The 24,073-nt window shown below is 70.5% G+C and carries 23 protein-coding genes; 17 read left to right on the forward strand and 6 right to left on the reverse strand.

Translation table 11 applies throughout. The features are described from left to right. The first annotated feature begins 75 nt into the window (after positions 1-75). The 4 genes from yajC (at position 76) to B0B14_RS07015 (ending at position 5,701) form a co-directional block, all read left to right on the forward strand. A complete protein-coding gene (yajC, locus tag B0B14_RS07000) occupies positions 76-555 on the forward strand; it encodes a preprotein translocase subunit YajC (protein WP_076680713.1) in 480 nt (159 codons plus the stop codon). A gap of 41 nt (positions 556-596) precedes the next feature. Beyond that, positions 597-2,330, forward strand: coding sequence for a protein translocase subunit SecD (gene secD / locus B0B14_RS07005; protein ID WP_076680714.1), 1,734 nt, complete (start codon positions 597-599; stop codon positions 2,328-2,330). Continuing rightward, positions 2,330-3,319, forward strand: a complete 990-nt coding sequence (secF, locus tag B0B14_RS07010; protein ID WP_076680715.1) for a protein translocase subunit SecF — start codon at positions 2,330-2,332, stop codon at positions 3,317-3,319. The genes secD and secF overlap by 1 nt, the downstream gene beginning before the upstream one ends. A gap of 129 nt (positions 3,320-3,448) precedes the next feature. Continuing rightward, positions 3,449-5,701, forward strand: a complete 2,253-nt coding sequence (locus tag B0B14_RS07015) for a RelA/SpoT family protein (protein ID WP_076680716.1) — start codon at positions 3,449-3,451, stop codon at positions 5,699-5,701. On the opposite strand, the gene B0B14_RS07020 is transcribed toward B0B14_RS07015, so the two are convergent. The 6 genes from B0B14_RS07020 to B0B14_RS16505 form a co-directional block, all read right to left on the reverse strand. Then, positions 5,688-6,266 (reverse strand): type IV toxin-antitoxin system AbiEi family antitoxin, encoded by a 579-nt coding sequence (locus B0B14_RS07020; protein ID WP_076680717.1) that lies wholly within the window; start codon positions 6,264-6,266, stop codon positions 5,688-5,690. The two genes, B0B14_RS07015 and B0B14_RS07020, sit on opposite strands and share 14 nt — an antisense overlap. Positions 6,267-6,361: 95 nt before the next feature. Next, the gene (locus B0B14_RS07025; RefSeq protein WP_179085297.1) at positions 6,362-7,672 is read right to left on the reverse strand and encodes a DUF349 domain-containing protein; all 1,311 of its coding nucleotides are present in this window, start codon (positions 7,670-7,672) and stop codon (positions 6,362-6,364) included. A 392-nt stretch (positions 7,673-8,064) separates the two neighbouring features. Further along, on the reverse strand, positions 8,065-8,373 hold the full coding sequence (locus B0B14_RS07030; RefSeq protein WP_076680718.1) for a dioxygenase: 309 nt from the start codon (positions 8,371-8,373) through the stop codon (positions 8,065-8,067). A gap of 84 nt (positions 8,374-8,457) precedes the next feature. Then, complete coding sequence (locus B0B14_RS07035; RefSeq protein ID WP_076680719.1) at positions 8,458-9,009, reverse strand: hypothetical protein; 552 nt, start codon at positions 9,007-9,009, stop codon at positions 8,458-8,460. Next, on the reverse strand, positions 9,006-10,853 hold the full coding sequence (locus tag B0B14_RS07040) for an alpha/beta hydrolase (protein WP_083710383.1): 1,848 nt from the start codon (positions 10,851-10,853) through the stop codon (positions 9,006-9,008). The genes B0B14_RS07035 and B0B14_RS07040 overlap by 4 nt, the downstream gene beginning before the upstream one ends. Positions 10,854-10,921: 68 nt before the next feature. Next, positions 10,922-11,224 (reverse strand): hypothetical protein, encoded by a 303-nt coding sequence (locus B0B14_RS16505; protein WP_076680720.1) that lies wholly within the window; start codon positions 11,222-11,224, stop codon positions 10,922-10,924. Positions 11,225-11,309: 85 nt separating this feature from the next. On the opposite strand from B0B14_RS16505, the gene B0B14_RS07050 reads away from it, so the two are divergent. The 13 genes from B0B14_RS07050 (at position 11,310) to B0B14_RS07110 (ending at position 23,998) form a co-directional block, all read left to right on the forward strand. Further along, positions 11,310-12,608: a replication-associated recombination protein A gene (locus tag B0B14_RS07050; protein WP_076681324.1), complete on the forward strand. Its 1,299-nt coding sequence runs from the start codon at positions 11,310-11,312 to the stop codon at positions 12,606-12,608. A 10-nt stretch (positions 12,609-12,618) separates the two neighbouring features. Next, positions 12,619-13,074 (forward strand): NUDIX hydrolase, encoded by a 456-nt coding sequence (locus B0B14_RS07055; protein ID WP_076680721.1) that lies wholly within the window; start codon positions 12,619-12,621, stop codon positions 13,072-13,074. Positions 13,075-13,249: 175 nt separating this feature from the next. Beyond that, the gene (rpsD, locus tag B0B14_RS07060) at positions 13,250-13,879 is read left to right on the forward strand and encodes a 30S ribosomal protein S4 (protein WP_076680722.1); all 630 of its coding nucleotides are present in this window, start codon (positions 13,250-13,252) and stop codon (positions 13,877-13,879) included. Between the two features lie 100 nt (positions 13,880-13,979). Further along, positions 13,980-14,330 carry an ATPase gene (locus B0B14_RS07065; RefSeq protein ID WP_076680723.1) on the forward strand — a complete coding sequence of 117 codons (351 nt, stop codon included), beginning with the start codon at positions 13,980-13,982 and terminating at the stop codon, positions 14,328-14,330. Positions 14,331-14,408: 78 nt separating this feature from the next. Next, a complete protein-coding gene (gene alaS, locus B0B14_RS07070; protein WP_076680724.1) occupies positions 14,409-17,066 on the forward strand; it encodes an alanine--tRNA ligase in 2,658 nt (885 codons plus the stop codon). Further along, on the forward strand, positions 17,063-17,551 hold the full coding sequence (gene ruvX, locus B0B14_RS07075) for a Holliday junction resolvase RuvX (protein WP_076680725.1): 489 nt from the start codon (positions 17,063-17,065) through the stop codon (positions 17,549-17,551). Before alaS ends, ruvX begins: the two co-directional genes overlap by 4 nt. 1 nt (position 17,552) lies before the next feature. Then, positions 17,553-19,268: an endolytic transglycosylase MltG gene (gene mltG / locus B0B14_RS07080; protein ID WP_076680726.1), complete on the forward strand. Its 1,716-nt coding sequence runs from the start codon at positions 17,553-17,555 to the stop codon at positions 19,266-19,268. Between the two features lie 4 nt (positions 19,269-19,272). After that, entirely contained in the window at positions 19,273-20,130 is an 858-nt protein-coding gene (locus B0B14_RS07085) for a shikimate dehydrogenase (RefSeq protein WP_076680727.1), read from the forward strand. 25 nt (positions 20,131-20,155) lie between these two features. Next, positions 20,156-21,397, forward strand: a complete 1,242-nt coding sequence (gene aroC / locus B0B14_RS07090; protein ID WP_076680728.1) for a chorismate synthase — start codon at positions 20,156-20,158, stop codon at positions 21,395-21,397. After that, positions 21,394-21,906, forward strand: coding sequence for a shikimate kinase (locus tag B0B14_RS07095; RefSeq protein WP_076680729.1), 513 nt, complete (start codon positions 21,394-21,396; stop codon positions 21,904-21,906). The genes aroC and B0B14_RS07095 overlap by 4 nt, the downstream gene beginning before the upstream one ends. Then, a complete protein-coding gene (aroB, locus tag B0B14_RS07100; RefSeq protein ID WP_076680730.1) occupies positions 21,903-22,985 on the forward strand; it encodes a 3-dehydroquinate synthase in 1,083 nt (360 codons plus the stop codon). The genes B0B14_RS07095 and aroB overlap by 4 nt, the downstream gene beginning before the upstream one ends. Continuing rightward, on the forward strand, positions 22,982-23,533 hold the full coding sequence (locus B0B14_RS07105) for a GNAT family N-acetyltransferase (protein ID WP_076680731.1): 552 nt from the start codon (positions 22,982-22,984) through the stop codon (positions 23,531-23,533). Before aroB ends, B0B14_RS07105 begins: the two co-directional genes overlap by 4 nt. Positions 23,534-23,542: 9 nt before the next feature. Then, positions 23,543-23,998 (forward strand): type II 3-dehydroquinate dehydratase, encoded by a 456-nt coding sequence (locus B0B14_RS07110; RefSeq protein WP_076680732.1) that lies wholly within the window; start codon positions 23,543-23,545, stop codon positions 23,996-23,998. Positions 23,999-24,073: the final 75 nt, after the last annotated feature.

Here is a 24,073-nt window from a genome sequence, read left to right on the forward strand (position 1 = left end):
TTCGCCACATCACCCCCTTCTTCGAGGCAGCGCCGCCCACGGCGCGCCCGAACCCGAAAGGTGTCCGCACACTCCATGGATCTCGCGACCTTCTTCGGCCAGTACGGCCTGATCATCATCCTGTTCGTCCTCCTGATCTTCATGTTCTGGAGTTCGCGTCGCCGCATGCAGAAGCAGAAGGCGGAGCAGGAGACCAAGGCCCGCCAGACCGTGCCGGGTGCCGAGGTGCTGCTGCAGGGCGGCCTGTACGGCACGATCGTGGCGTACGACGTCGAGAACCTCGACCAGCCCGCGATCGTCGAGATCGCTCCGGGCGTCGAGATCAAGGTGCACAGCCAGGCCATCCTCCGCGTGGTCAGCCCCACCGAGGGCGTCGTGACCGAGGACGAGTTCCTCGAGGCCGAGGCAGACCAGGCCGAGTACGCGTCGGATGTCGCGAACGGCTTCGAGACGTCGATCAGCGACGACCACGCGATCGCCGCCGAGAAGGCCGCTCGTGAGGCCGAGAAGACGGCCGACACCGACACCGAGCCCGGCGCCAAGCCGCAGGCCTGATCCGTCCGCCCTTCGCGGGCACCCGAGAAAGCTGACCCTTCGTGGCCACTCCCACCCCCGTCCGGCACGCCTGGCGCGCGCTCACCTGGCTTCTGGTGATCACCGCCGTCCTGTTCGGCATCAACGCCCTCGGCGTGTACGTCTTCAAGGGCAGCTCGTGGGCCCCCGAGCTCGCGCTCGACCTGCAGGGCGGCACGCAGATCATCCTCGAGGCGAACACGCCCGACGGCGCCGAGCCGTCCGCGGAACAGATGGCCCAGGCCGCCACGATCATCCGCCAGCGCATCGACGCCTCGGGCGTCAGCGAGGCCGATGTCACGACGCAGGCCGGCAACCAGATCGTGGTGCAGATCCCCGGCGTCGCCGACGAGGAGACCCGCAACCGCATCGAGGCCTCCGCGCAGCTGCAGCTGCGCGCCGTCCTGTTCACCGGCGCTCCCGCGACCAGCTTCGTGGGAGAGGACGGCACGGCCACGCCCTACCCGACGCCCGATCCGTCGCTCAACTCCACGCCGACGACGTCGCCGACGAACGGCAGCGACCCCGCGTGGATCACCGACTCGCTCTACGCGCAGTTCCTCGTGTACGACTGCGCCGATCCCGCCAACGACCCGGCGAACGCGCCCCAGGACCAGCCGCTCATCACCTGCGACGCGTCCAACACGATCAAGTACATCCTCGGACCGGTCGAGCTCGACGGCTCGTCGATCGACGACGCCACGTTCGGCATGCAGCAGAACAACGGCCAGTGGGCCGTCAACCTGACCTTCGACGGCGACGGCACCGAGACGTTCGGACAGATCAGCCAGCGCCTCTACGGCGCCACTGCCCCGCTCAACCAGTTCGCCTTCGTGCTCGACGGCTTCGTGCTGTCGGCGCCGTCGATGAACGGCGTCATCCTCGACGGCAAGCCGAGCATCACCGGAAGCTTCACTCAGGAGTCCGCGAAGACCCTCGCCGACCAGCTGAAGTACGGTGCGCTGCCGCTGAGCTTCTCGGTGGAGAGCTCCAATGCGATCTCCGCGACCCTCGGCTCGCAGCAGCTGCAGATCGGTCTCGTCGCCGGCCTGATCGGTCTCGCTCTGGTCGCGCTGTACTCGCTCATCGTCTACCGCGCGCTCGGTGCCGTGATCATCGCGTCGCTGGTGGTGATGGGTGTCCTGACGTACATCACGCTGTGCATCCTCGCGTGGCGCATGGGCTTCCGTCTGTCGCTCGCGGGCGTCGCGGGCCTGATCGTCACGATCGGCTTCACGGCGGACTCGTTCATCGTGTACTTCGAACGCATCCGAGACGAGCTGCGCGACGGGAAGTCGATCACCAGCGCCGTCGAGGACGGCTGGGGCCGTGCCAAGCGCACGATCTACATCTCGAAGTCGGTCAACATCCTGGCCGCCATCGTGCTGTACATCCTGGCCGACGCCAACGTGAAGGGCTTCGCGTTCACGCTCGGTCTCACGACCGCGATCGACGTCCTGATCTTCATCCTCTTCACCCACCCCGTGCTCCAGCTGCTGGCGCGTACGCGGTTCTTCGGCGGTGGACACCCGCTGTCGGGCCTCGACCCGGAGGCGCTGGGCGCCGTCTACCGCGGTCGCGCGCAGTTCCGTGCCCCGGTGCCGGCGACCGCGAAGACGCAGGCGGCACGTCGCTCGCAGAAGTCGCGCGGCGAAGCCGAGCGGCGCCAGACCATCGCCGAGCGAAAGCAGGCGGAGCTCGACGCGAAGTCGGGCGACAGCAGACCGGGCACGACCGGCAAGGAAGGTGACGTCTGATGCGCACCATGAACCAGCTGGGCAACGACCTCTACACCGGCAAGACCTCTGTTCCCTTCGTGGGCCGCCGACGCCTGTGGTTCATCATCGCGGCGATCCTCGTCATCGGTGCGGCGCTCGTACCGCTGCTGCGTCCGATCCAGTTCTCGATCGAGTTCACCGGCGGATCGCAGTTCACGGTGTCCGGCGTGGCCACACCCGACCAGGATCTGGCGAGCGAGGTCGTGCGCGAGGTCGTCCCCAGCGCGACCACCAAGGTCGTGACGGTCGGCACCGACACCCTCCGCATCCAGACCGATCAGCTCACCGATCAGGAGAGCCGGGATGTCTCGGCCGCCCTCGCCGAACGCTTCGACGTCGCCGCCGACGAAGTCAGCTACTCGTTCATCGGTCCCAGCTGGGGAGCCGACGTCACCCGGCAGTCGCTGTGGGGACTGGCGATCTTCCTCGCGCTGACGTTCCTGATCCTGGCGATCTACTTCCGCACGTGGAAGATGTCGGTCGCCGCCATCATCGGCCTGGTCGACGTGCTCGTCATCACGATCGGCGTGTACGCGCTGTTCGGATTCGAGATCTCGCCCGCCGCCGTCATCGGGTTCCTGACGATCCTGTCCTACGCGCTCTACGACACCGTCGTGGTGTTCGACAAGATCAGGGAGAACACCGCGGAGGACGGCGAGATTTCCGGGCGCACGTTCGGCGAGTCCGTGAACCTCGCGGTCAACCAGACCCTCGTGCGCTCGATCAACACCACCGTGGTGGCGGTCCTCCCCACCGGGGCGATCCTGTTCATCGGCGCCCTGTGGCTCGGCGCGCAGACCCTGACCGACATCTCGCTGTCGATCTTCGTCGGCACGATCGTCGCGGCCTACTCGACGGTGTTCGTCGCGTCGCCGCTGTACTCGCTCATGCGCGAGAACGAGCCCGCCATCAAGGCGCGCGACGCGCGGGTCCTCGCGTCCCGCGAGCTCGCCGCCGCCTCGGCGTAACCCGACCCGGTTCCAGAGGGCAGGCCTCCACCCCGGTGGAGACCTGCCCTTTCGGTCGTCTCGGGTCGGTCTGCGGCCCGGCGCCGCGGGCATAGGATTGAGCAGTCCGTCGCAGGGGAGGAGTCCGACATGACCGAGACCGCCCCCGCGTCTGCCCAGTCCTCGTCGCTCCGCCGGCTCGTACCGCGGATCTTCTCGCGCTCCGCCCGACGGGACGGGCTCGAGCAGCTGCTGCGCACCGTCCGCACGAACCACCCCAAGGGCGATCTCTCCGTCATCGAGCGCGCCTACACGGTGGCCGAGAAGGCCCACTCCGGCCAGGTGCGTCAGAGCGGCGAGCCCTACATCACGCATCCGCTCGCCGTCGCCCAGATCCTGGCCGACTTCGGGCTCGGACCGAAGGCGATCACGGCGGCGCTCCTGCACGACACCGTGGAGGACACCGACTACAGCCTCGACCAGCTCACCGCCGAGTTCGGCGACGAGGTCGCGATGCTCGTCGACGGCGTCACCAAGCTCGACAAGGTCAAGTACGGCGAGAGCGCGCAGGCCGAGACCGTCCGCAAGATGATCGTGGCGATGTCGAAAGACATCCGGGTGCTGCTCATCAAGCTCGCCGATCGCCTCCACAACGCGCGCACGTGGGGCTTCGTGCCGCCGCACAAGGCCGCCAAGAAGGCGACGGAGACCCTAGAGATCTACGCGCCGCTGGCGCACCGGCTCGGCATCCAGGCCATCAAGTCGGAGCTCGAGGACCTCTCGTTCGCGGTGCTCCATCCCAAGCTCTACGCCGAGATCGAGAGCCTCGTGAAGCAGCGCACGCCGCAGCGCGAGCAGTACGTGCAGAGCGTGATCGACGCCGTCGACGCCGATCTGCGCGAGCTGCGCATCCGCGGACGCGTCATGGGCCGCCCCAAGCAGCTCTACTCCGTGTACCAGAAGATGGTCGTGCGCGGCCGCGAGTTCGACGACATCTACGACCTCATCGGCATCCGGGTGCTCGTCGGCAGCGTGCGCGACTGCTACGGCGTGCTCGGCTCGATCCACGCACGCTGGACGCCGCTTCCCGGACGCTTCAAGGACTACATCGCGACCCCGAAGTTCAACCTCTACCAGTCACTGCACACGACCGTGATCGGGCCGGGCGGCCGCACCGTCGAGATCCAGATCCGCACGAACGAGATGCACCAGCAGGCGGAGTACGGCGTCGCGGCGCACTGGAAGTACAAGGAGCAGGTCGCCGGCGGAAAGGTCGACTCGAAGTCGGTCGACACCGACATGGCGTGGCTGGCGCACATCTCGGACTGGCAGGCCGAGACGGCCGACCCGGGCGAGTTCCTCGATTCGCTGCGCTTCGAGATCGGTGCGAAGGAGGTCTACGTCTTCACCCCGAAGGGTCGGGTCATCGGACTTCCGAGCGGGGCCACCCCGGTCGACTTCGCGTACGCGGTGCACACCGAGGTGGGGCACCGCACGATGGGCGCGAAGGTCAACGGCCGCCTCGTGCCCCTCGAGTCCGAGCTGAAGAGCGGCGACGTCGTCGAGGTCTTCACGTCGAAGAATCCGGATGCCGGACCCAGCCAGGACTGGCTCGGCTTCGTGAAGAGCACCCGGGCGCGCAGCAAGATCCGCGGCTGGTACGCGAAGGAACGGCGCGAAGAGGCCATCGAGCAGGGCAAGGAGGCCATCGCCCGTGCGATGCGCCGCCAGAACCTGCCGCTTCAGCGCCTGATGAGTCAGGACTCGTTCGCCGAAGTCGCCCAGCAGCTGCGCTACGAGGATGTGTCGTCGCTGTACGCCGCGGTCGGCGAGGGGCACGTGTCGACGCAGTCGGTGATCGAGAAGGTCACGGCGCTCGTCAGTGCCGCCGACACGTCGACCGGGCCCATCGACATCCCCGCCGTAGGACGCTCACGGGCACCGCGGGGCGGCGATTCCGGCATCCTCGTGCGCGGAGCGCCCGACATCCTGGTCAAGCTGGCCAAGTGCTGCACACCGGTGCCCGGCGACGAGATCCTCGGGTTCGTCACGCGGGGGAGCGGCGTGTCGGTGCATCGCAGCGACTGCACGAACGTCCAGTCGCTCCTGAACGACGCAGAGCGCATCATCGACGTCGAGTGGGCGCCGACCACCAAGAGCATCTTCCTCGTGCAGATCCAGGTGGAGGCGCTCGACCGCTCGGGCCTGCTCAGCGACGTCACCCGCGTCCTGAGCGAGCATCACGTCAACATCCTCTCCGCCACCGTCTCGACCTCGAGCGACCGCCTGGCGATCAGCCGGTTCGTCTTCGAGATGGGCGACATCGTGCACCTCGATCGGGTGCTGAACGCCGTGCGGCGCATCGACGCCGTCTACGACGTCTACCGCGTCACGTCGTCGTAGGGGCGCGGCCCGCGACCGCGTCTTCTGCGGCGGCGAGACCTCGGAGGAAGACCAGTCCGGAGCGCTTGTGCGGGAGCTTCCCCGAGCGCTCGAGCCGGTCGGCAGCCTCTCGTGCGAGACCCGCGTACGCCGCGGCCAGCAGTCGTGCCGCGTGGGCGTGGGCCTCATCGGGCACCCGCGCGAGGTCGGCCAGGGTGCGCACGGGCGTCGTGACGCGCACGCCTCCGAGGAGCACGACGTCTGTCGCGGCGACGCTGCCGTCGCGGTAGAGGAGCCGCAGATCGATCACGGCGTGGAGGCGCCTCTCGACCGCCCGCTGGACCGTATGGCGCACCGGGGGGAAGGGAAGGGCTCCATGCACCCAGGCGGCCGTCAGATGCGTCGCAGCGAGCGTGTCGCCCAGGATGCCGCGCAGCGACCCGGCGCGGAGCCCCGCGGTCTCGACGGCGTCTGCCGGGATGTAGGCGTCGCCGAGTTCGACCAGGTGTCCGTCGAGCCGAGCGGCGGAGAGCTCGGCCGTGGAGAGACGGTCATCCGCGAAATACAGGAACGGCGACGGATGCATGTGAGCCAGTGTGGCCCACGGCATCCGTCGCCGTTCCCGCGTCATGCGCGACTGTGGACAACCTCCCTCGCAGCGGAGCCGAGGGAGGACGGGTGTCAGCCTCCGAGTGCTCGCAGCCAGCCCTTGCGAGCTTCGAGCGCGTCGGTGGCCTGAGCGATCTTCGACGCGTCGCCGGACTTCTTCGCAGCGGCGAGCTCGGCCTCGAGCTTCTCGATCGCGTCGGTGAGCTGACGCGTCATGTCGTTGGCGCGCGCCTTCGTCTCCGGATTGTTCCGCTTCCAGTCGGTCTCTTCGCGCGTGCGGAGGGCGTTCTCGACCTTCCGCAGGTCGTCGTCGAGGGTGCGCTCGGCATCCCTCGGGAAGATCCGGCCGATCTCATCCCACTGCCGCTGGATGCTCGTGAGGAGCTGACGCGCCTTGGCGATCTCCGGCTCGTCGGCGACCGCTTTGGCCTCGACGAGCAGGGCGCGCTTCTGCACGATCTTCTCGCGCGACTCCTCGGCCTCGACCGCCTCCCGCTCACCGCGGGCGCTGTACAGCGCATCGCCGGCGGCCTTGAAACGCGCCCAGAGCGCGTCGTCGGCCTTCTTGCCGGCGCGACCGGCGGTCTTCCACTGATCCAGCAGCTCGCGGTACGCGGCGATGCCGTCCTCGCCCTTGGGGGCGAGCGCCTCGGCTCGTTCCACGAGCTTCGCCTTGCGCTCACGGACGCCCTTGTGGGCCTCATCGAGCTCGGCGTAGAACTCGCGGCGGTGCTTGTCGACCGTCGCGCGCGCGTCGCGGAACCGCTTCCAGAGCTGCTGGCCAGCCGCCTTCGGGAGGCGCGGACCCGTCTTCTGCTGCGCCTGCCAGGCGTCGAAGAGCTCCGTCATGTCGACGGATGCCTGCTTCCACTGCACGCTGCGCGGATCGCGGGCAGCGAGGGCCTCGGCCTTCTCCACGAGGGCCGTGCGTGCCTTGACCGCCTCGTCGACCGCTTCGCGCGCAGCGGCCGACTCGGCCTGCGTCGCCACCGAGAGCTCCTCGGTCAGCGCCGCGACGCGGGCTTCGAGCGATGCCAGGTCGCCGACGGCAGCGGCCCCCGTGATCTTGTCCCGGACGAGCTTTGCCGTCGCCCGCAGATCGGATGCCGACGCCCCGCCGCTGTGGTGACGCACCTCGAGCAGCGTGACCTCGCTCACGAGGTCGGCGAACTTGCGCTCGAAGTAGGCGAGGGCTTCGTCGGTCGTTCCGTCGGGGTACTGCCCGACCACACGCCACTCGTCGCCTTCGCGGACCGACACGGTGCCGTCCTCCTCGACCCGACCCCACGGCTCTCCGGTGGGTGCCGGGGCGGGCGCGGTCTCGGTCGGGCGCGGTGCAGCCACGGGGGGCTTCGGGCGGGCGACCATCTTCGGGGTCGGCATCGGGCGCGGCGAGGGGTGGGGCACCGGAGCCGGCGCAGCCGCCGGCTCGGTGGACTCGGCGGCTTCCGGCTCGTCGGTCACCGGCGCTTCGGCGGCCTCCGCGGCCTCGACGGGCTCGGATTCCGCGGGTGCGGTTTCGTCGACTGCGGCCTCCGAGGCCGCATCGTCTTCGGCCGGAGCGGGATCGGTCTGCTCAGCGGCGCTCGTCGGCTCGTCGACGCCGGCGGTCGACTCGGTGGCGTCGCTCGTCGGTTCTTCGACGACGGCGTCGAGATCGGCGGGGGTTTCGGGTGTGGGGTCTGCTGCGGCAGTCACGGAATGCACCTCAATGCGGCTCGTGCCGCCTTCGGGGGATGGACGCGCACCAGCCTAGTACGGCGGGGCCGATCGACTCAGGGCGTGGGAGTGGGCGCAGGCTCGGTCGCGTCGGGCGCCGGCGTCGGATCCCCCGTCGGCGTCGGGCTCGGCGTCGGGACGGACGTCGAGGTGCCCGTCGGCGTCGGCTCGGGCACGCCCGGGCCCATCGTGAAGTAGGCGATCTGCCCGCCGACGACCGCGAGGATGAGCACACCGCCGGCGATGCCGGCGACGAGGTTGTCACGCACACGACGCCGGACGCGGCCGTCCTGGTAGTCCTGACGCGCCTGGTAGAGGCGTGCTCGCTCGCGCTCCGCGCGCGCTCCGCGATCCTTGGCAGCCACGAATCCTCCTCGTCCCGGGGCCTCCGGGGCGAGTCGATCCTACGCAGGCCGTCGGGGGCGTCCAAACCGCGACGCGAGCACCGTTCAGCCCGAACGACCCGGCCGCGGATCCATGTCGGGTCGGGTGGAGCAGTCGCTCATGACGTCCATGCTCACGAGATGCTCCGTCGCCCCGAAGACGGCCACGAGTCCGTCGGCTCCGTCGACACGCAGCGACAGATCGACGTGTTCGACATCGACGTCGCCGGGCCCGACGACCCACGACACGTCGTACCCCTCGCCTTCCCAGGCATCCCACACCGCGCGCACGACCGCTTCTGCGTCGTCGTCGGGGAGCGGATCGTGGTCGAGGGTGAGCTCGATGCGGCCGGCGCCCGAGCCGCCTTCCCCGGTCGAGCAGGGAGAGGCGTAGAACTCCGCCGTCTGGGGGTCCCACGGCGTCGCGGTACCGCGCACCCAGCCGTCGGGCAGTCCGGATGCCTCGATCGTGAACCGCGTGCGGTCGAGAACCTGCTCCCGGGCGTCGGCGAAACCGGGTCCCGTCGCGTCCTGCTCCTGCATGGCGCATCCTCCCAGAAGTGCTGTCGTGATGATCGTCATCGTGAGGGCCGCAGCCCGCTTCGCGCCGAGGCTCATGGACGATCCTGATCGGCCGTGGGCACGAGGGCTCCCGGCACACGCTCGGGCTGGCCGGTCGACGTCGCCGCGATGCCGCGGAGCGACTGCGTGCCCTTGTCGAAGTAGCCCTGTCCTTCCGGCGGTTCCGCGCCGAGGAATCCGCTGCGATCGTCGCCGTGCCCGATGACGCCGTGTCCGGCGGCCGGTCCGAACCCGGCCTGACCGTCGGACGAGAACGACCACGCCCCCCGGATGTCCCACCCGCGGACATCGGCCTGCGTCGGATTGGGGTTCTCGCGTCCGGCGAGGTAGGCGCCGTACGGGGCGAGGTCGTCCAGCGTCGCGCTGGTCGTGTACACCGCGGGGATGCCGTGGACGCGCGCGACGTTCAGATCGGACAGCTCCGCGACCCACCCCTGATCGATGCCCGCCGACCCGACCATCGTGAACGAGTCGACCGGGTGCGTGGTCAGGATGAGCGCGTCGGCGGCCATCGTCGTGCCGTACGAATGGGCGACGACGGCGATGTGCGGCATCCCGGAAGCGCTGCCGGCGCGAACGGCATGCGTGCCGTCGATCTCCACGGCGAAGCGGGCGGCGCCGGCCCGGGCGAGCCCCTCTCCGAGTACGGAGACCATGTCGGGCGTGTCGTAGCCCATCCATCCCACGACCGCCGCCCCCGCGCCCAGCCGCCGTTGCTCCTCGTACAGATTGAGGGTGGCGCGGCCCCACGAGGACTCTCGATTGTCGAAGTCGTTGTCCATCCCCGGTGCCGCCCACGTGACGTTGTCGGCGCTGTCGAGATCGCCGTAGGCGAAGGCTCCGAGCGGGGGCCGCGCGCCGAGATGCAGGGCCGTGATCTGGAACGGGACGTCGTCGATGCCGGCCCGACGGCGCAGCGCGTTCATCTGGTCCACCGCCCGCTTCTGCGCATCGGTGAGGTCGTCGTACGACGCGGTCGCGGCCCGCAGGACGGCGCGATTGGCGCGGTCGCGGATGCCGTAGGGCAGGCCCGCGAGGTTGCCGAGGATCGCGGGCGCGAGTGCCACGAGCGCCGTCTGCTCCTCGACATCGAGCGCGTTCCACCACCGCGCGACCTGGTCAGGGGCCGGGGGATCGTCCCACAGCGACTGGAGGATCGAGGGGTTCTCGGCGGCCAGGGCGGCGAGCTGCTCGGGAGTGAGCGTCTTCAGCAGTCGCAGCAGCTCGTCGGAGGTCGTCGCACCCTCGCGGCCCGATGCGAGGGCGACCAGGGCCGCGCCGAGACCGTCGGGGACCGCACCTGCGCCCCTGAGGGCGTCGGCGGCCGCGGTGAACGCCGCAGCGGATGCCCAGGCCGCCGTGTCGTACTCGTCGCGCGCCGCGGCGGCGTCGGCCGTCGCCGCCGACAGGCGCGATGCGGCATCCGACGCGGTGTTCTGGGAGCGGACGAGCTCGCCGCGCGCATTCGCGGCATCCTGCGCGTACTGCGACCGGATCCACGGGCGCGGATCGTCGGGGGAGACGCGGGTGAGGGCGACCTCCGCATCCGCCGCCTCGATCGTTGCGCGATCGAGTCGTGCGTGGGCATCGGTGAGGTCGTCCCTCGCCACCCGCGCCTGTTCGAGGGCACGATCGGCCCTGCCTTGAAGTCGCTCGACGGTGCCCGCCCATTCACGCAGCGACGTTCCGATCTCGCCCTGGTTCCGCGCGATGCGTTCCAGGAGAGTGCAGATCTCCGAGGCGGTGTCCCCCGCCGCGGTCGCGGCCACTCCCAGCCAGACGACGCCGGAGCGCAGCGACTGCTCGGCACTGCTCACGTGCTGAAGGGCCGACCGGATCTCGATCTCGCGCACGCCGTAGAGCGTCGCGAGGTCATCCATCGCGACCGGGTCGCCTGGCGTGGGGTCCTCATCGAGACCGACCGCTGACCAGTCGCCCGGCCGCCCCATCACTGAACCCGCATGGCGCCGGCGGCGGCGCCGGTCGACGCCGAGCGGGCGAGGCCGCGGTCCACGCTCTCGAAGGACCCCGCCGCCCGATCGCAGGCGCGTGCGAGGATCTCGATTCGAGCGGCGACAGCCGCGCGTGCGTCGTGGCCGGCGCGATTGGCGTCGGAGAACGCCGCCGAGACGTGCGCGGGGCCCAGATCGCTCCACGAGAACGTGGGGCGCGCACCCGAGACCTCGTCGACCTGGCTCTCCAGTGCGTCGGCGATGCCGCGCACCCCGGCAGGCACGACGTACAGATCCACGGCCCACCTCCCTGTCCGACGTCCACGTTAGCCTGGGGTCGTGGGGGATGCACTGTTCCAGGGCCAGACGCCGCTCGCGGTGCGGATGCGCCCCACCTCCCTCGACGAGGTCGCGGGTCAGGCGCATCTGCTGCGACCGGGGTCTCCTCTCGTGACCCTCGCCGCCCCGGGCGTCTCGGCGAACACGGCGTCGTCCGTCATCCTGTGGGGCCCCCCGGGGACGGGGAAGACCACTCTTGCCCAGGCGATCGCCCGCTCGTCGGGACGTCGTTTCGTCGAGCTCTCCGCGGTGACCGCGGGGGTCCGCGACGTCCGCGAGGTCATGCAGGACGCCATGACCCAACGCGATCTGTACGGGCATTCGACGATCCTGTTCCTCGACGAGATCCACCGCTTCACCAAGGCCCAGCAGGACGCGCTCCTGCCCGGAGTCGAGAACGGGTGGGTCGTGCTCATCGCGGCCACGACCGAGAATCCGTCCTTCTCAGTGATCTCGCCCCTCCTGTCCCGCTCCCTCCTCCTCACGCTCCAGACGCTCAGCGACGACGACCTCGCGCTCCTGGTCGACCGTGCCGTCGCCGATCCGCGCGGGCTGAACGGCTCCGTCGTGCTGCTTCCCGATGCGCGCGACGCCCTCGTCCGGCTCGCGTCGGGCGACGCGCGCCGCGCCCTCACCGCGCTGGAGGCGGCGGCGTCCGTGGCCCCCTCCACGGTCGATGACGACGGCGGAGCGGATGCGGCTCCCACGGTCGAGATCACCGCCGACCATGTCGCCCAGGCCGTCGACCGGGCGCTGCTGCGCTACGACCGGCAGGGCGACGAGCACTACGACGTCATCAGCGCGTTCATCAAGTCGATCAGGGGATCCGACGTCGACGCCTCCCTCCACTACCTCGCGCGCATGATCGAGGCAGGGGAAGACCCGAGGTTCATCGCCCGACGCCTCATCATCTCGGCCGCGGAAGACATCGGCCTCGCCGATCCGCACGCGCTCCCGCTCGCGGTCGCGGCCGCCGACGCCGTGCAGTTCATCGGAATGCCGGAGGGGCGCATCCCGCTCGCCGAGGCGACGGCGTACCTCGCCACGACGGCGAAGTCCAATGCGGCGTATCTTGCGATCGACAGGGCGATCGCCGACGTGCGCGGCGGGGGATTCGGCCGCGTGCCCAAGCACCTGCGCGACGCGCACTATCCGGGCGCCAAGCGACTCGGCCACGGCAAGGGCTACGCGTATCCGCACGACTCCGACATCGGCGTCGTGGCGCAGCAGTACCTGCCCGACGAGCTCGTCGGCCGCCGCTATTACGAGCCGAAGAGTCTGGGCGCGGAACGCGATGTGCAGGCGCGCGTGGAGAAGATCCGACGCATCCTCGACGGAAACTGAGGACCGCACCGTGACCCCTCCATCGGAGCGCATCCGAAACATCGCCGTCGGACTCGTCGCGCGCGACGGGCACGCCCTCGTCGAGATCTACCCCGCCACCGCGAGACACGGCGTGTTCGCCCGGGCACTGGGGGGAGGGATCGAGTTCGGAGAGACGGCGGCGGATGCCGTGGTCCGCGAGTTCGCCGAAGAGCTCGGCGTGACGCTCTCCCGCGCGGAGCCGCTGGCCATCACGGAGAACATCTTCGAGCAGGGCGGTCTGCACGGGCATGAGATCGTGCACGTCTTCGCGGTCGGGAGCCCCGACCTCGACGCGCTGCCCCTCGATGTCGAGCTGCGCGTGCTCGACAATCACACGACGGTGCGCTGGGTCGCCCTCGATGAGCTCCGCGCGTCGCAGCCGCCGTGGTATCCCGTCGGCATGATCGACCTCGTGCCGGACGGCGACGCGGCATCCGGCGTCTGATCGGCGAGAATCCGCGGATCTGTTAGACTTGACCGGCTCGAAACCGTGTTTTCGGGCATCCCCTCTTCTTCAACACCCTTCCGACGCGCCCCGGCGTGCGCCCGGAGCCGGGGGAAGAGAGCGATACGTCCGTGAGTCGTGAAAGTCACGCCCACGTCACCGGAAGGAATACTTCGTGGCTACGAAGTCCCAGGACCGCCGCAAGGTCCGCCTGTCCCGCGCGCTCGGCATCGCGCTGACCCCCAAGGCAGCCAAGTACCTCGAGAAGCGTCCCTACGCTCCGGGTGAGCACGGCCGCACCAAGCGCAAGCAGGACAGCGACTACGCCGTCCGCCTCCGCGAGAAGCAGCGTCTGCGCGAGCAGTACGGCATCCGCGAGAAGCAGATGCGCAACACGTTCAACGAGGCGCGCCGCACCCAGGGCCTGACGGGTGAGAACCTCGTCGAGCTCCTCGAGATGCGTCTCGACGCCCTCGTGCTCCGTTCGGGCTTCGCCCGCACCACGGCGCAGGCCCGCCAGATGGTCGTGCACCGCCACATCCTCGTCGACGGCCAGCTCGTCGACCGCCCGTCGTTCCGCGTGAAGCCGGGTCAGCTCATCCACGTCAAGGCCAAGAGCGAGGGCACCGAGCCCTTCCAGGTCGCAGCGCTCGGCGGACACGCCGAGGTCCTGCCCCCGGTTCCGGCCTACCTCGAGGTCGAGCTCGACAAGCTCCAGTCGCGCCTCGTGCGTCGCCCGAAGCGTGCGGAGGTCCCCGTCGTGGGTGACGTCCAGCTCGTCGTCGAGTACTACGCGGCCCGATAAGACCGAGATCACGCGAAGGGCGCCGGGGGAGACCCCGGCGCCCTTCGTCGTATCCGATTACGATGGGGGAAGGCCGCGCCCGCGGCGAGGAGTTGGTGACATGAAGACTTTCGTGTGGTTCGTTCTCGGCATCGCCGGCGGTCTGGTGGCCGCGCACCTGCTGAACCGAGACCCTCGCGGGCACGAACTGCTCGCCGAGGTCGACGCGCGGATCAACGAGTTCACGGACCGCATCGGCGACGCCTACCGCGACCAGGAGGCGCGTCTCGGCGACTTCGTCGACGCGGCCAAGGGCGCGGCGGGCGATGTCGCGTCGGCGACGAAGGATGCGGCATCCGACGCCCTCGGCGCCGCGAAGGATGCGGCATCCGGTGTCGCGTCCGCGACGAAGGATGCGGCCTCCGACGTGGCCTCCGCGGCCAAGGACGCCGCGGCCAAGCTGACCGACTGATCTTCCCCCATCCGACCCCCGAGCCGCGGGGGCGCCTTCGCTCGCCCGTCTGCGGCCGACCCCCGAGGAACCACCCGCATGAAAACCGCTGAGATCGCGCAGCGTTATCTCGACTTCTTCCAGAAGAACGACCACGTCATCGTGCCGTCCGCATCTCTCATCACCGACGATCCGGCGCTGCTGTTCACGGTCGCCGGCATGGTCCCCTTCATCCCGTACCTCAGCGGCGATGTGCCCGCGCCGTACAAGCGCGCCGCCGACAACCAGAAGTGCATCCGCACGCTCGACATCGAAGAGGTCGGCAAGACCCCTCGGCACGGGACGTTCTTCCAGATGCTCGGCAACTGGTCGTTCGGCGACTACTTCAAGGAAGGCGCGATCCGTTTCGCGTGGGAGCTCCTGACGACGCCCGACGCCGACGGCGGCCTGGGCTTCGACCCCGAGGACCTGTGGGTCACGGTGTACGAAGAGGACGACGAGGCGCACGACCTGTGGCTGCGGCTCACCGATCTGCCGGAGGAGCGCATCCAGCGTCTCGGCAAGGACACCAACTACTGGAGCACCGGGCTGCCCGGCCCCGCAGGACCCTGCTCGGAGATCTTCTTCGACCGCGGCCCGGCCTACGGGATCGACGGCGGACCGGCGACGGACGACGACCGCTACGTCGAGATCTGGAACCTCGTGTTCATGCAGTACGAGATCACGAACGTGACCTCGAAGTACGACTTCGACATCGTCGGGGAACTGCCGAACAAGAACATCGACACCGGCATGGGGCTGGAGCGCGTCGCGTTCATCAAGCAGGGCGTCGACAACATGTACGAGACCGACCAGGTGCGTCCCGTGCTCGATGCCGCCGTCGCCCTGTCGGGGAAGCGCTACGGCGCCGATCACGAGGACGACGTGCGGTTCCGCGTCGTCGCCGACCACGTGCGCTCGTCGCTCATGCTGCTCTCCGACGGCGTCACGCCCGCCAACGACGGACGCGGCTATATCCTGCGCCGACTGATGCGGCGAGCGATCCGCTCGATGCGTCTGCTCGGGGTCGAGGGCCCGACCTTCGCCGAGCTCTTCGCGGCATCCCGCGACGCCATGAAGGACGCCTACCCGATCGTCGCGACCGACTACGACCGGCTCGCGCAGTACGCCCTCGCTGAAGAGGCCACGTTCCTTCGCACGCTCGCGTCGGGATCGGAGATCCTCGACGAGTCCGTGGCCGACACGAAGCGCTCCGGCGGGAAGAGCATCAGCGGCTCGGAGGCGTTCCTTCTGCACGACACCTACGGCTTCCCGATCGACCTGACGATGGAGATCGTCGAAGAGGCGGGCCTCGAGGTCGACCGCGCCGCCTTCGACGCGCTCATGCAGGAGCAGCGCTCACGCGCGAAGGCCGACGCCCGCTCGCGCAAGCGCCAGCTCGCCGACACCAGCGTGTACCGCGATCTGCGCGCGCAGGGCGAGACGATCTTCACCGGATATTCCGATCTCGAGACCGAGTCGAGCATCCTCGGCCTCCTCGTCGACGGCGTGCCCGTCGATCGCGCCACGTCGAGTCAGATCGTCGAGGTCATCCTCGCCGAGACCGCCCTGTACGCGGAGTCGGGTGGCCAGGTCGCCGACAAGGGCGTCATCGTCGGCCCGGGCTTCGAGCTCGAGGTGCTCGACGTGCAGAAGCCCGTCCCCGGACTCGTCAGCCACACGGTCGAGGTGTCGTCCGGTGAGGTCGGTGTGGGTCAGCCGGCGACGACCGTGGTCGACGCCGCGAACCGCCGCTCGGCGCGCGCGGCGCACTCCGCGACGCACCTCGTGCACGCGGCGCTCCGCGACACGCTCGGGAAGTCGGCGACGCAGGCGGGATCCCTCAACCGCGCCGGCTACATGCGGTTCGACTTCGCCTGGGGACAGGCCCTGTCGGATGCCACGAAGAGCGAGATCGAGGAGATCTCGAACAACGCCGTGCGCGACAACCTCGAGGTCACCACCCGTGTGCTCGCTCTCGACGAGGCGAAGGCAGCGGGCGCGATGGCGCTCTTCGGCGAGAAGTACGGCGAGACGGTGCGCATGGTCGACATCGGCGGCCCGTGGTCGCGCGAGCTCTGCGCCGGCACGCACGTGTCGACGAGTGCCGAGATCGGCCTGATCAGCCTGGTCGGCGAGTCGTCCGTCGGCGCGTCGAACCGCCGCGTGGAGGCCCTCGTGGGCCTCGACGCATTCCGCTCCCTGGCGGCCGAGCGTGCGATCGTCTCGCAGCTCACCGCGAACCTCAAGGCTCCGCGCGACCAGCTCACGGCACGCGTCGCGGAGCTCCAGGCGCAGCTCAAGGCGGCGGAGAAGAAGATCGCGTCCTTCGAATCGAAGGCGCTGGGCGACCGTCTCCCGGCTCTCGCGGCCACGGCTGCACCGGTCGGGGCCTACCGCCTCGTGTCCGAGTCGCTCGGCACCGCGGCATCCGGAGACGACGTGCGCGCGCTCGCCCTCCAGGTGCGGGAGCGACTCGGAGTCGACGCGGCCGTCGTCGCGCTGGGCGCCGTCGTCGGCGATCGCCCCGTGGTCATCGTCGCCACGAACGAGGCCGCGCGTGCCGCCGGCGCGAAGGCCGGTGTGCTCGCGAAGGCCGCCGCCGCGGCGCTCGGCGGCGGCGGCGGTGGTCGCGACGACGTCGCACAGGGCGGAGGGACGGATGCCACGGCAGTCCCGGCCGCGCTGTCCGCTGTGAGGGACGCCCTCGGCGCGTGAGCGGCTTCCGACGAGGAAAGCGTCTCGGCATCGACGTCGGGAAGGCCCGCATCGGCGTCGCCCGGAGCGACCCGGACGGACTCCTCGCGACGCCGGTGGAGACCGTCGCGCGCACGGACGAATCGATCGCCCGCATCCTGGTCCTCGCGGACGAGGAGGATGCCTTCGAGCTTCTCGTCGGCCTTCCGCTGAGCATGTCGGGCGCCGACACGGCCTCGACGGCCGATGCGCGGGAGTTCGCCGCAGCGCTCGCCGAGGCATCCGTCCGCAGCGGATCGGACCGCGGCGTGCGCCTCGTCGACGAGCGGCTGAGCACCGTCTCGGCACACGCGGCGCTGCGCCAGTCGGGCAGATCCCAGCGTTCGTCGCGTAGCATCGTGGATCAGATCGCCGCCGTCGTGCTGTTGCAACAGGCGATCGACTTCGAGAAAAGCCAAGGACGTCCCCCCGGAATCGCCGTCCTCGTGGACCAGGAGCCCGCCTGACATGCCCGAAACGACGCCGCCGTCCCCCGACGACCCGTTCGCAGAACTGTTCGGCAAGCTGCCCGACCCGCGTGCACGCGCGGCATCGCCGGGGTCGGATCCCGGGGGCGACTCCCGGCCGACCTCCGAGGCCCCGCTGTCGCGTCGAGCCGCCCGCGAGGCGGCCGGAGCCGCCGCTCCGGAGTCTGCGGCGGAGACGCCGACCGCTCCGGACGTCGCCACGCCTCCCGTGTCGACCGCGGGACAGTACCGCGCGTCCGCGGCGCCGGTGCCTCCCGCCTCCGACGAGCCCGAGACCTCCGAGCCGCCCGCGCGGCCGTATGCGAGGTCCGGCAACACGCCCCCGCACGGCACGCCCGCCGTCGCCGCGGCACCCGCTGATGCCGCGGCCGCGGCCGACCGCGCAACCGCGGCGACGGCCGAGCCCACCGCCGCGGTCGCGGCCGGCGCGGCGGTCGGGTCGGCCGACTTCGCGTCGATCTTCGCCGCCGAGGAGCCGGCGCGCTCGCCGGCGCGTCCTGCTCCGACGGGAAGCCTCGACGACCTCTTCACCGGAGCCACCTCCACCGACGACATCGGCGCTCCGCCGCCTCCGAAGAACAAGCGCAAGCGACGCATCGGCGGATGGATCGCCTTCGGTGTCGTCCTGGTGCTGTTCGGCGGGATCGCCGCCGGCGGACTGTACGTGTGGACCACGTACGAGAGCCAGATCCGCGAGTTCATGGGCTGGGAGGAGCCGAAGGACTTCGAGGAGGGACTGGCGAACGGGGAGGCCCTGCTCACGATCGTCTCCGGCGACAACGGGCAGACGATCTCCCAGAGCCTCTTCGACGCCGGCGTCACGAAGACTCCCGAGGCGTTCTACGAATACCTGATCGACGAAGGGCAGAATCCTCCGTTCGTGCCGGGACTGTTCAGGCTCCAGCGCGAGATGACCTCGGCGGCGGCGCTCGAGGCGATCCTGAACCCCGCGAACAAGCTGGAGAACCAGGCTCAGCTGCGCGAGGGTCTCACGCTCGAAGAGTCGCTCGTGGTTCTGTCGGAGTCCCTGAGCATCCCGCTCGAGGACTTCCAGGCCGCCGTCGCCGATCCGCTGGCGGTCGGTGTCTCACCCGACCCCGCCGTGGTGGCCGCGGGCGGACAGCCGCTCGAAGGATGGCTGTACCCCGCGACGTACACGTTCGACCCGGGCGTGACGGCCACCGATGTCATCGGGCGCCTCGTCACGCAGACCCAGACGGTGCTGGGCAACCTCGGTGTACCGGAGGAGGACCGGCAGCGGGTCCTCACGATCGCATCGATCATCCAGCGCGAAGCGCGGTACGAGGTCGACATGCAGAAGGTCTCGCGCGTCATCCAGAACCGACTGGATCCCGCGATCTCCGACACCAACGGTCTGCTGCAGATGGACTCCACCGCCCAGTTCGGATACGGCGAGATGCACGACGGCACCGTGAGCTCGTCGGGGGAGGCCCTGCGCGATCCCAATCCGTGGAACACCTACGTCAACGTGGGGCTGCCGGTGGGTCCGATCGCCAACCCCGGCGAGGTCGCGATCGCGGCCGCGATGAGTCCCGCCGAGGGCGACTGGCAGTACTTCGTGACGGTCAACCTCGCCACGGGCGAGACGATCTTCACGTCGAACCTCGCCGATCACAACCGCGCGGTCGCTCAGTGGCAGCAGTGGTGCCGCGACAACCCCGACGGCGGATGCTGACGGCGTGCTGAGCGCCGGCCAGACGCGACTCGCGGTGTGGGGCGATCCGATCGCCCACAGTCGCTCACCGCAGCTCCACGCTGCGGCGTACGCGGTGCTCGGCCTGGACTGGACGTACGAGCGACGCCGCGTGCGAGAAGACGAGTTCGTGGGCGCGGTCGCCGGTCTGGATGCCGGATGGCGCGGCCTGTCGTGCACGATGCCCCTGAAGTCCGTCGCCTTCGCCACGAGCGTCGAGCGCGAGCGGCGCGCGGAGCTCACCGGCGCTGTGAACACCGTGCTCCTCGACTCCGACGGCCCTCGCGGCTTCAACACCGACGTGGGCGGCCTCGTACGGGCCCTGGCCGACGACGACATCCTCGGACTGGAGACGGCCCGGATCGTCGGAGCGGGCGCGACCGCCACCTCGGCACTGGTCGCACTCGCCGAGCTGGGCGCGCGCCGAGTCGAGGTCGTGGCACGCAGGCCCGAAGCGGTGGCGCCGCTGCGCGAACTGGGCGACCGGCTCGCCGTCGACGTCGTCGCGGTCCCGTTCGCCTCCGGGCCCGCGGCAGAGGTCCCCGTCACGATCGCCACCCTTCCGGGCGACGCGCCGGTGCCGGATGCCGTCGCCGACGCCCTCGCCGCCTCCGGCGGGCTCCTCCTCGACGTCGTCTACGGCCACTGGCCGACGTCTCTGGCTGCGGCCTGGGAGCGCGCGGGCGGGCGGGCGCGCGACGGGCTCGGGATGCTGCTGCACCAGGCGCTGCTCCAGGTGCGGGTCTTCACGTCGGGAGACGTCGCGTCGGCCCTGCCGCGCGAACCCGAAGTGTTCGCCGCGATGCGCACGGCCGTCACAGAGAGCGCGAGCGACGCGACCTGACCGCGGCGCGTGGGAGACTGGACGAATGCTCCGCGTGCTCACGGCCGGCGAATCCCACGGCCCCGAACTCGTCGCCATCATGGAGGGTCTGCCTGCGGGCGTCCCCGTGTCTCGCGCCGCGATCCAAGCCGACCTCGCTCGACGCAAGCTCGGCTACGGCCGCGGCTCGCGCATGAAGTTCGAGGAGGACGAGCTCACGCTCTCGTCGGGCGTGCGTCACGGACTCTCTCTCGGCAGCCCGATCGCCCTGCGCATCGGCAACACCGAGTGGCCCAAGTGGGTCGAGGTCATGAGCCCCGATCCCGTCGAGCTCACCGACATGTCGCGCGGCCGCGGCGCCGCGCTCACGCGCCCCCGCCCCGGGCACGCCGACCTCGTCGGCATGCAGAAGTACGGGTTCGACGAGGCGCGCCCCATCCTCGAACGCGCGAGTGCCCGTGAGACGGCCGCCCGCGTCGCCCTCGGTGCGGTCGCGCGCGGATTCCTGTCGGAGCTCGGCATCCGTCTCGTCTCGCACACGCTGTCGATCGGGCCGGTGCGCGTCCCGGAGGGCGCTGCGCTGCCCACGCCCGACGATGTCGACGCGCTCGACGCCGACCCGTTGCGCTGCTTCGACGCGGAGACCAGCGCGGCCATGGTCGCCGAGGTCGACGACGCGAAGAAGTCCGGCGACACGCTGGGCGGCATCGTCGAGGTGCTCGCCTACGGGCTGCCGCCCGGACTCGGCTCGCACGTGCACTGGGACCGCCGACTCGACGCCAAGCTCGCGCAGGCGCTCATGAGCATCCAGGCGATCAAGGGCGTCGAGGTCGGCGACGGGTTCGAGACCACGCGTCGCCGCGGATCCCGCGCCCACGACGAGCTGTACGCCACCGGCGACGGGATCACCCGCGGCTCCGACAAGGCCGGCGGAACCGAGGGCGGGATGTCGACGGGCACCGTGCTGCGGGTGCGCGCCGGCATGAAGCCCATCGCCACCGTCCCCCGCGCGCTGCCCACGGTCGACATCGCCACGGGCGACGCCGCCGCCGCGCACCACCAGCGCTCCGACGTGTGCGCGGTCCCCGCTGCCGGCGTCGTGGCCGAGGCGATGGTCGCCGTCGTGCTGGCCGACGTCGTGCTCGAGAAGTTCGGGGGCGACAGCGTCGCCGAGACCCGACGCAACCTCGAGGGCTACCTCGCCGCCATCCCGGGGACGCTCCGCACGAGCACCGAGAGCGATGCGTCGCTCCGTGCCGAAAGCGCCGCCGACCCCGCCTCAGAATGACCGCGATCGTCCTCATCGGACCGATGGGCGCCGGGAAGACCAGCATCGGCCGTCGTGTCGCGCGGTCGCTCGGCCTTCCGTTCACCGACACCGACAAGGTGGTCGTGCGCGACCACGGACCGATCCCCGCCCTGTTCGAGACCCATGGCGAGAGCCACTTCCGCGCCCTCGAGCGCGCGGCGGTGGTCGACGCGCTGACGGGCGGCGGCGTGGTGGCCCTGGGCGGGGGAGCGGTGCTCGACGCCGACACACGAGCCGACCTCGCAGACCACCGCGTCGTGCTGCTGACCGTGGCCCCGCACATCGTCGCCTCGCGGATCGGCGGAAGCGACCGCCCGCTGCTGGCCGGGGAGGACCCCCTGGCGCGGTGGTCGCGCATCTACGCCGAGCGACGCCCGGTGTACGAGAGCGTCGCCGACGTCGCGTTCGACACGTCGTCGGGTCCTCTCGCAGGCGTCGTCGCCCAGATCGTGGACTGGATCCAGACGCAGCCCCAGGAGGACTCATGACCGAGACGACGACCATCTCCGTATCCGGCGACGCCGGCTACGACATCACGATCGGGCGCGGCATCCTGGATCGCGTCGGCGAGGCGCTCGCCCCGGCCGTGCGCAAGTTCCTCGTGGTGCACCCGCCGACCCTCACCGCGCAGGCGGGCGAGCTGCGCGAGCGGCTCATGGCCGACGGGTCCCGAGAGGTGCTCCTCGCCGAGATCCCGGATGCCGAAGCAGGCAAGCGCATCGAAGTGGCCGCGTTCTGCTGGCAGGTCATGGGCAAGGCCGACTTCACCCGCACGGATGCCGTCGTCGGATTCGGCGGCGGCGCGGTCACCGACCTCGCCGGCTTCGTCGCGGCGACCTGGCTGCGCGGCATCCAGGTCGTGCAGGTGCCGACCACCGTGCTCGGCATGGTCGATGCCGCCGTGGGAGGAAAGACCGGCGTCAACACCGCCGAGGGCAAGAACCTCGTGGGCGCCTTCTGGGCTCCCGCCCACGTCGTGTGCGACCTCGCGCTGCTCGACACGCTCTCGCGCAACGAGGCGGTCGCCGGGTTCGCGGAAGTGGTCAAGGCCGGGTTCATCTGGCATCCCGAGATCCTCGATCTCATCGAGGCCGATCCCGAGCGCGCCGTCGACCCGTCGACGCCGGAGTTCCGACGTTCGATCGAGCTCGCGATCGACATGAAGGCCCGGGTCGTGGGGGAGGACTTCCGCGAGGGCGGACTGCGCGAAGTCCTCAACTACGGCCACACGCTCGGGCACGCGATCGAGCACGCCGAGCGCTACCGCTGGCGTCACGGCGCCGCCGTGTCGGTCGGCATGGTGTTCGCCGCCGAGCTCTCGCGCCTGGCCGGACGACTTCCGGATGCCGTCGCCCAGCGCCACCGCGACATCCTCGACCTCCTCGGCCTGCCGACGACCTACCGTCCCGGCGGATGGCCGCAGCTGCTGGCGACGATGCAGCGCGACAAGAAGAGCCGCGGCGGGATGCTGCGATTCATCGTCCTCGACGACATCGCCCGCCCGACGGTGCTGCAGGCCCCCGATGAGTCGCTGCTGTTCGCGGCCTACCAGGAGATCGCGGGGTGACATCGGCCGCATCGGTGCGCCGGGTGCGCCTGCACGAGTGGCGCGAGGTGCGGGATCTGCGCATCGAGGCCGTCGGCGATCCCGACGCATCGATCGCCTTCCTCACGACCACCGCCGAGGAGCTCGCGCGCGGCGACGCCTTCTGGCAGGCGCGCACCGCGGGGGCGGCGATGGGGGAGTCCGGAGCCCAGTTCGTGGCCATCGTGGATGACGCCTGGGTCGGCAGCGCGACGGTGCTGCTGCGCGAACCCGGAAGCCGCGATCATCTCGGCCAGGAGGTCGTCGTCCGGCGTGCCGACGTCGTCGGCGTGTACCTCTCGCCCGCGCATCGCGGGCGCGGCATCCTGGGCGAGCTCTTCGCCGGCGCAGCGGAGTTCGCCGCCGGACGCGGAACCGACGCGCTCACGCTCGACGTGCACACCGAGAACCTCCGGGCGCAGGCGGCGTACCGCAAGCTCGGCTTCACGCCGACCGGGGTGACGTTCACGAGTGTCATCGGTCCGGAGCTCGAGATGCGCCGGCCGTTCCGCGCAGCGGTGCCCGGCTAGGGTGATCGCGTGACCGAACGCCGCCTCCTGCTCGTCAACGGACCCAACCTCAACCTGCTCGGCACACGCGAGCCCGAGGTGTACGGCACGGCGACGCTCGCCGACGTCGTCCAGATCGCGACGGATGCCGCGGCATCCCGCGGCTTCGTCGTGCGCGCCGTCCAGAGCAACCACGAGGGCGTGCTGATCGACGCGATCCACGCGGCCCGCGAGGACTGCGCCGGGATCGTGATCAACCCCGGCGGCCTCACGCACACCTCCGTCGTGCTGCGCGACGCCCTCGCCGGCGTCGCGCTCTCCGTCGCCGAAGTCCACATCTCCGACGTCGGGAAGCGCGAGGAGTTCCGCCACTTCTCGTACGTCGCGGATGTCGCGATCGTGCACGTCGTCGGCGAAGGCGTCGCAGGCTACGCGAAGGCCGTGACGCTCCTCGTCGACGCGCTCACCGGTCACGCCGAAGGCTGACGCGGCCCGCCGGGAGCGTGCGGCCGAGGGCACCCGCCGCGGCATCCCGTAGAATCGAACGTCGGCGCTCAGCGT

Source organism: Microbacterium sp. RU33B (assembly GCF_900155915.1).
Classification (GTDB): Bacteria; Actinomycetota; Actinomycetes; order Actinomycetales; family Microbacteriaceae; genus Microbacterium.

Excerpts from the sequence above, each read along its gene's own strand:
- B0B14_RS07020 (WP_076680717.1), bottom strand. The coding sequence starts at position 6,266 with ATGCATCCGTCGCCGTTCCTGTATTTCGCGGATGACCGTCTCTCCACG.
- mltG (WP_076680726.1), top strand. The coding sequence starts at position 17,553 with ATGCCCGAAACGACGCCGCCGTCCCCCGACGACCCGTTCGCAGAACTG.
- B0B14_RS07025 (WP_179085297.1), bottom strand. The coding sequence starts at position 7,672 with ATGCCGACCCCGAAGATGGTCGCCCGCCCGAAGCCCCCCGTGGCTGCA.
- aroB (WP_076680730.1), top strand. The coding sequence starts at position 21,903 with ATGACCGAGACGACGACCATCTCCGTATCCGGCGACGCCGGCTACGAC.
- B0B14_RS07050 (WP_076681324.1), top strand. The coding sequence starts at position 11,310 with ATGCGCCCCACCTCCCTCGACGAGGTCGCGGGTCAGGCGCATCTGCTG.
- B0B14_RS07065 (WP_076680723.1), top strand. The coding sequence starts at position 13,980 with ATGAAGACTTTCGTGTGGTTCGTTCTCGGCATCGCCGGCGGTCTGGTG.
- aroC (WP_076680728.1), top strand. The coding sequence starts at position 20,156 with ATGCTCCGCGTGCTCACGGCCGGCGAATCCCACGGCCCCGAACTCGTC.
- B0B14_RS07015 (WP_076680716.1), top strand. The coding sequence starts at position 3,449 with ATGACCGAGACCGCCCCCGCGTCTGCCCAGTCCTCGTCGCTCCGCCGG.
- B0B14_RS07040 (WP_083710383.1), bottom strand. The coding sequence starts at position 10,853 with ATGGATGACCTCGCGACGCTCTACGGCGTGCGCGAGATCGAGATCCGG.
- secF (WP_076680715.1), top strand. The coding sequence starts at position 2,330 with ATGCGCACCATGAACCAGCTGGGCAACGACCTCTACACCGGCAAGACC.
- yajC (WP_076680713.1), top strand. The coding sequence starts at position 76 with ATGGATCTCGCGACCTTCTTCGGCCAGTACGGCCTGATCATCATCCTG.
- alaS (WP_076680724.1), top strand. The coding sequence starts at position 14,409 with ATGAAAACCGCTGAGATCGCGCAGCGTTATCTCGACTTCTTCCAGAAG.
- B0B14_RS07095 (WP_076680729.1), top strand. The coding sequence starts at position 21,394 with ATGACCGCGATCGTCCTCATCGGACCGATGGGCGCCGGGAAGACCAGC.
- B0B14_RS07035 (WP_076680719.1), bottom strand. The coding sequence starts at position 9,009 with ATGAGCCTCGGCGCGAAGCGGGCTGCGGCCCTCACGATGACGATCATC.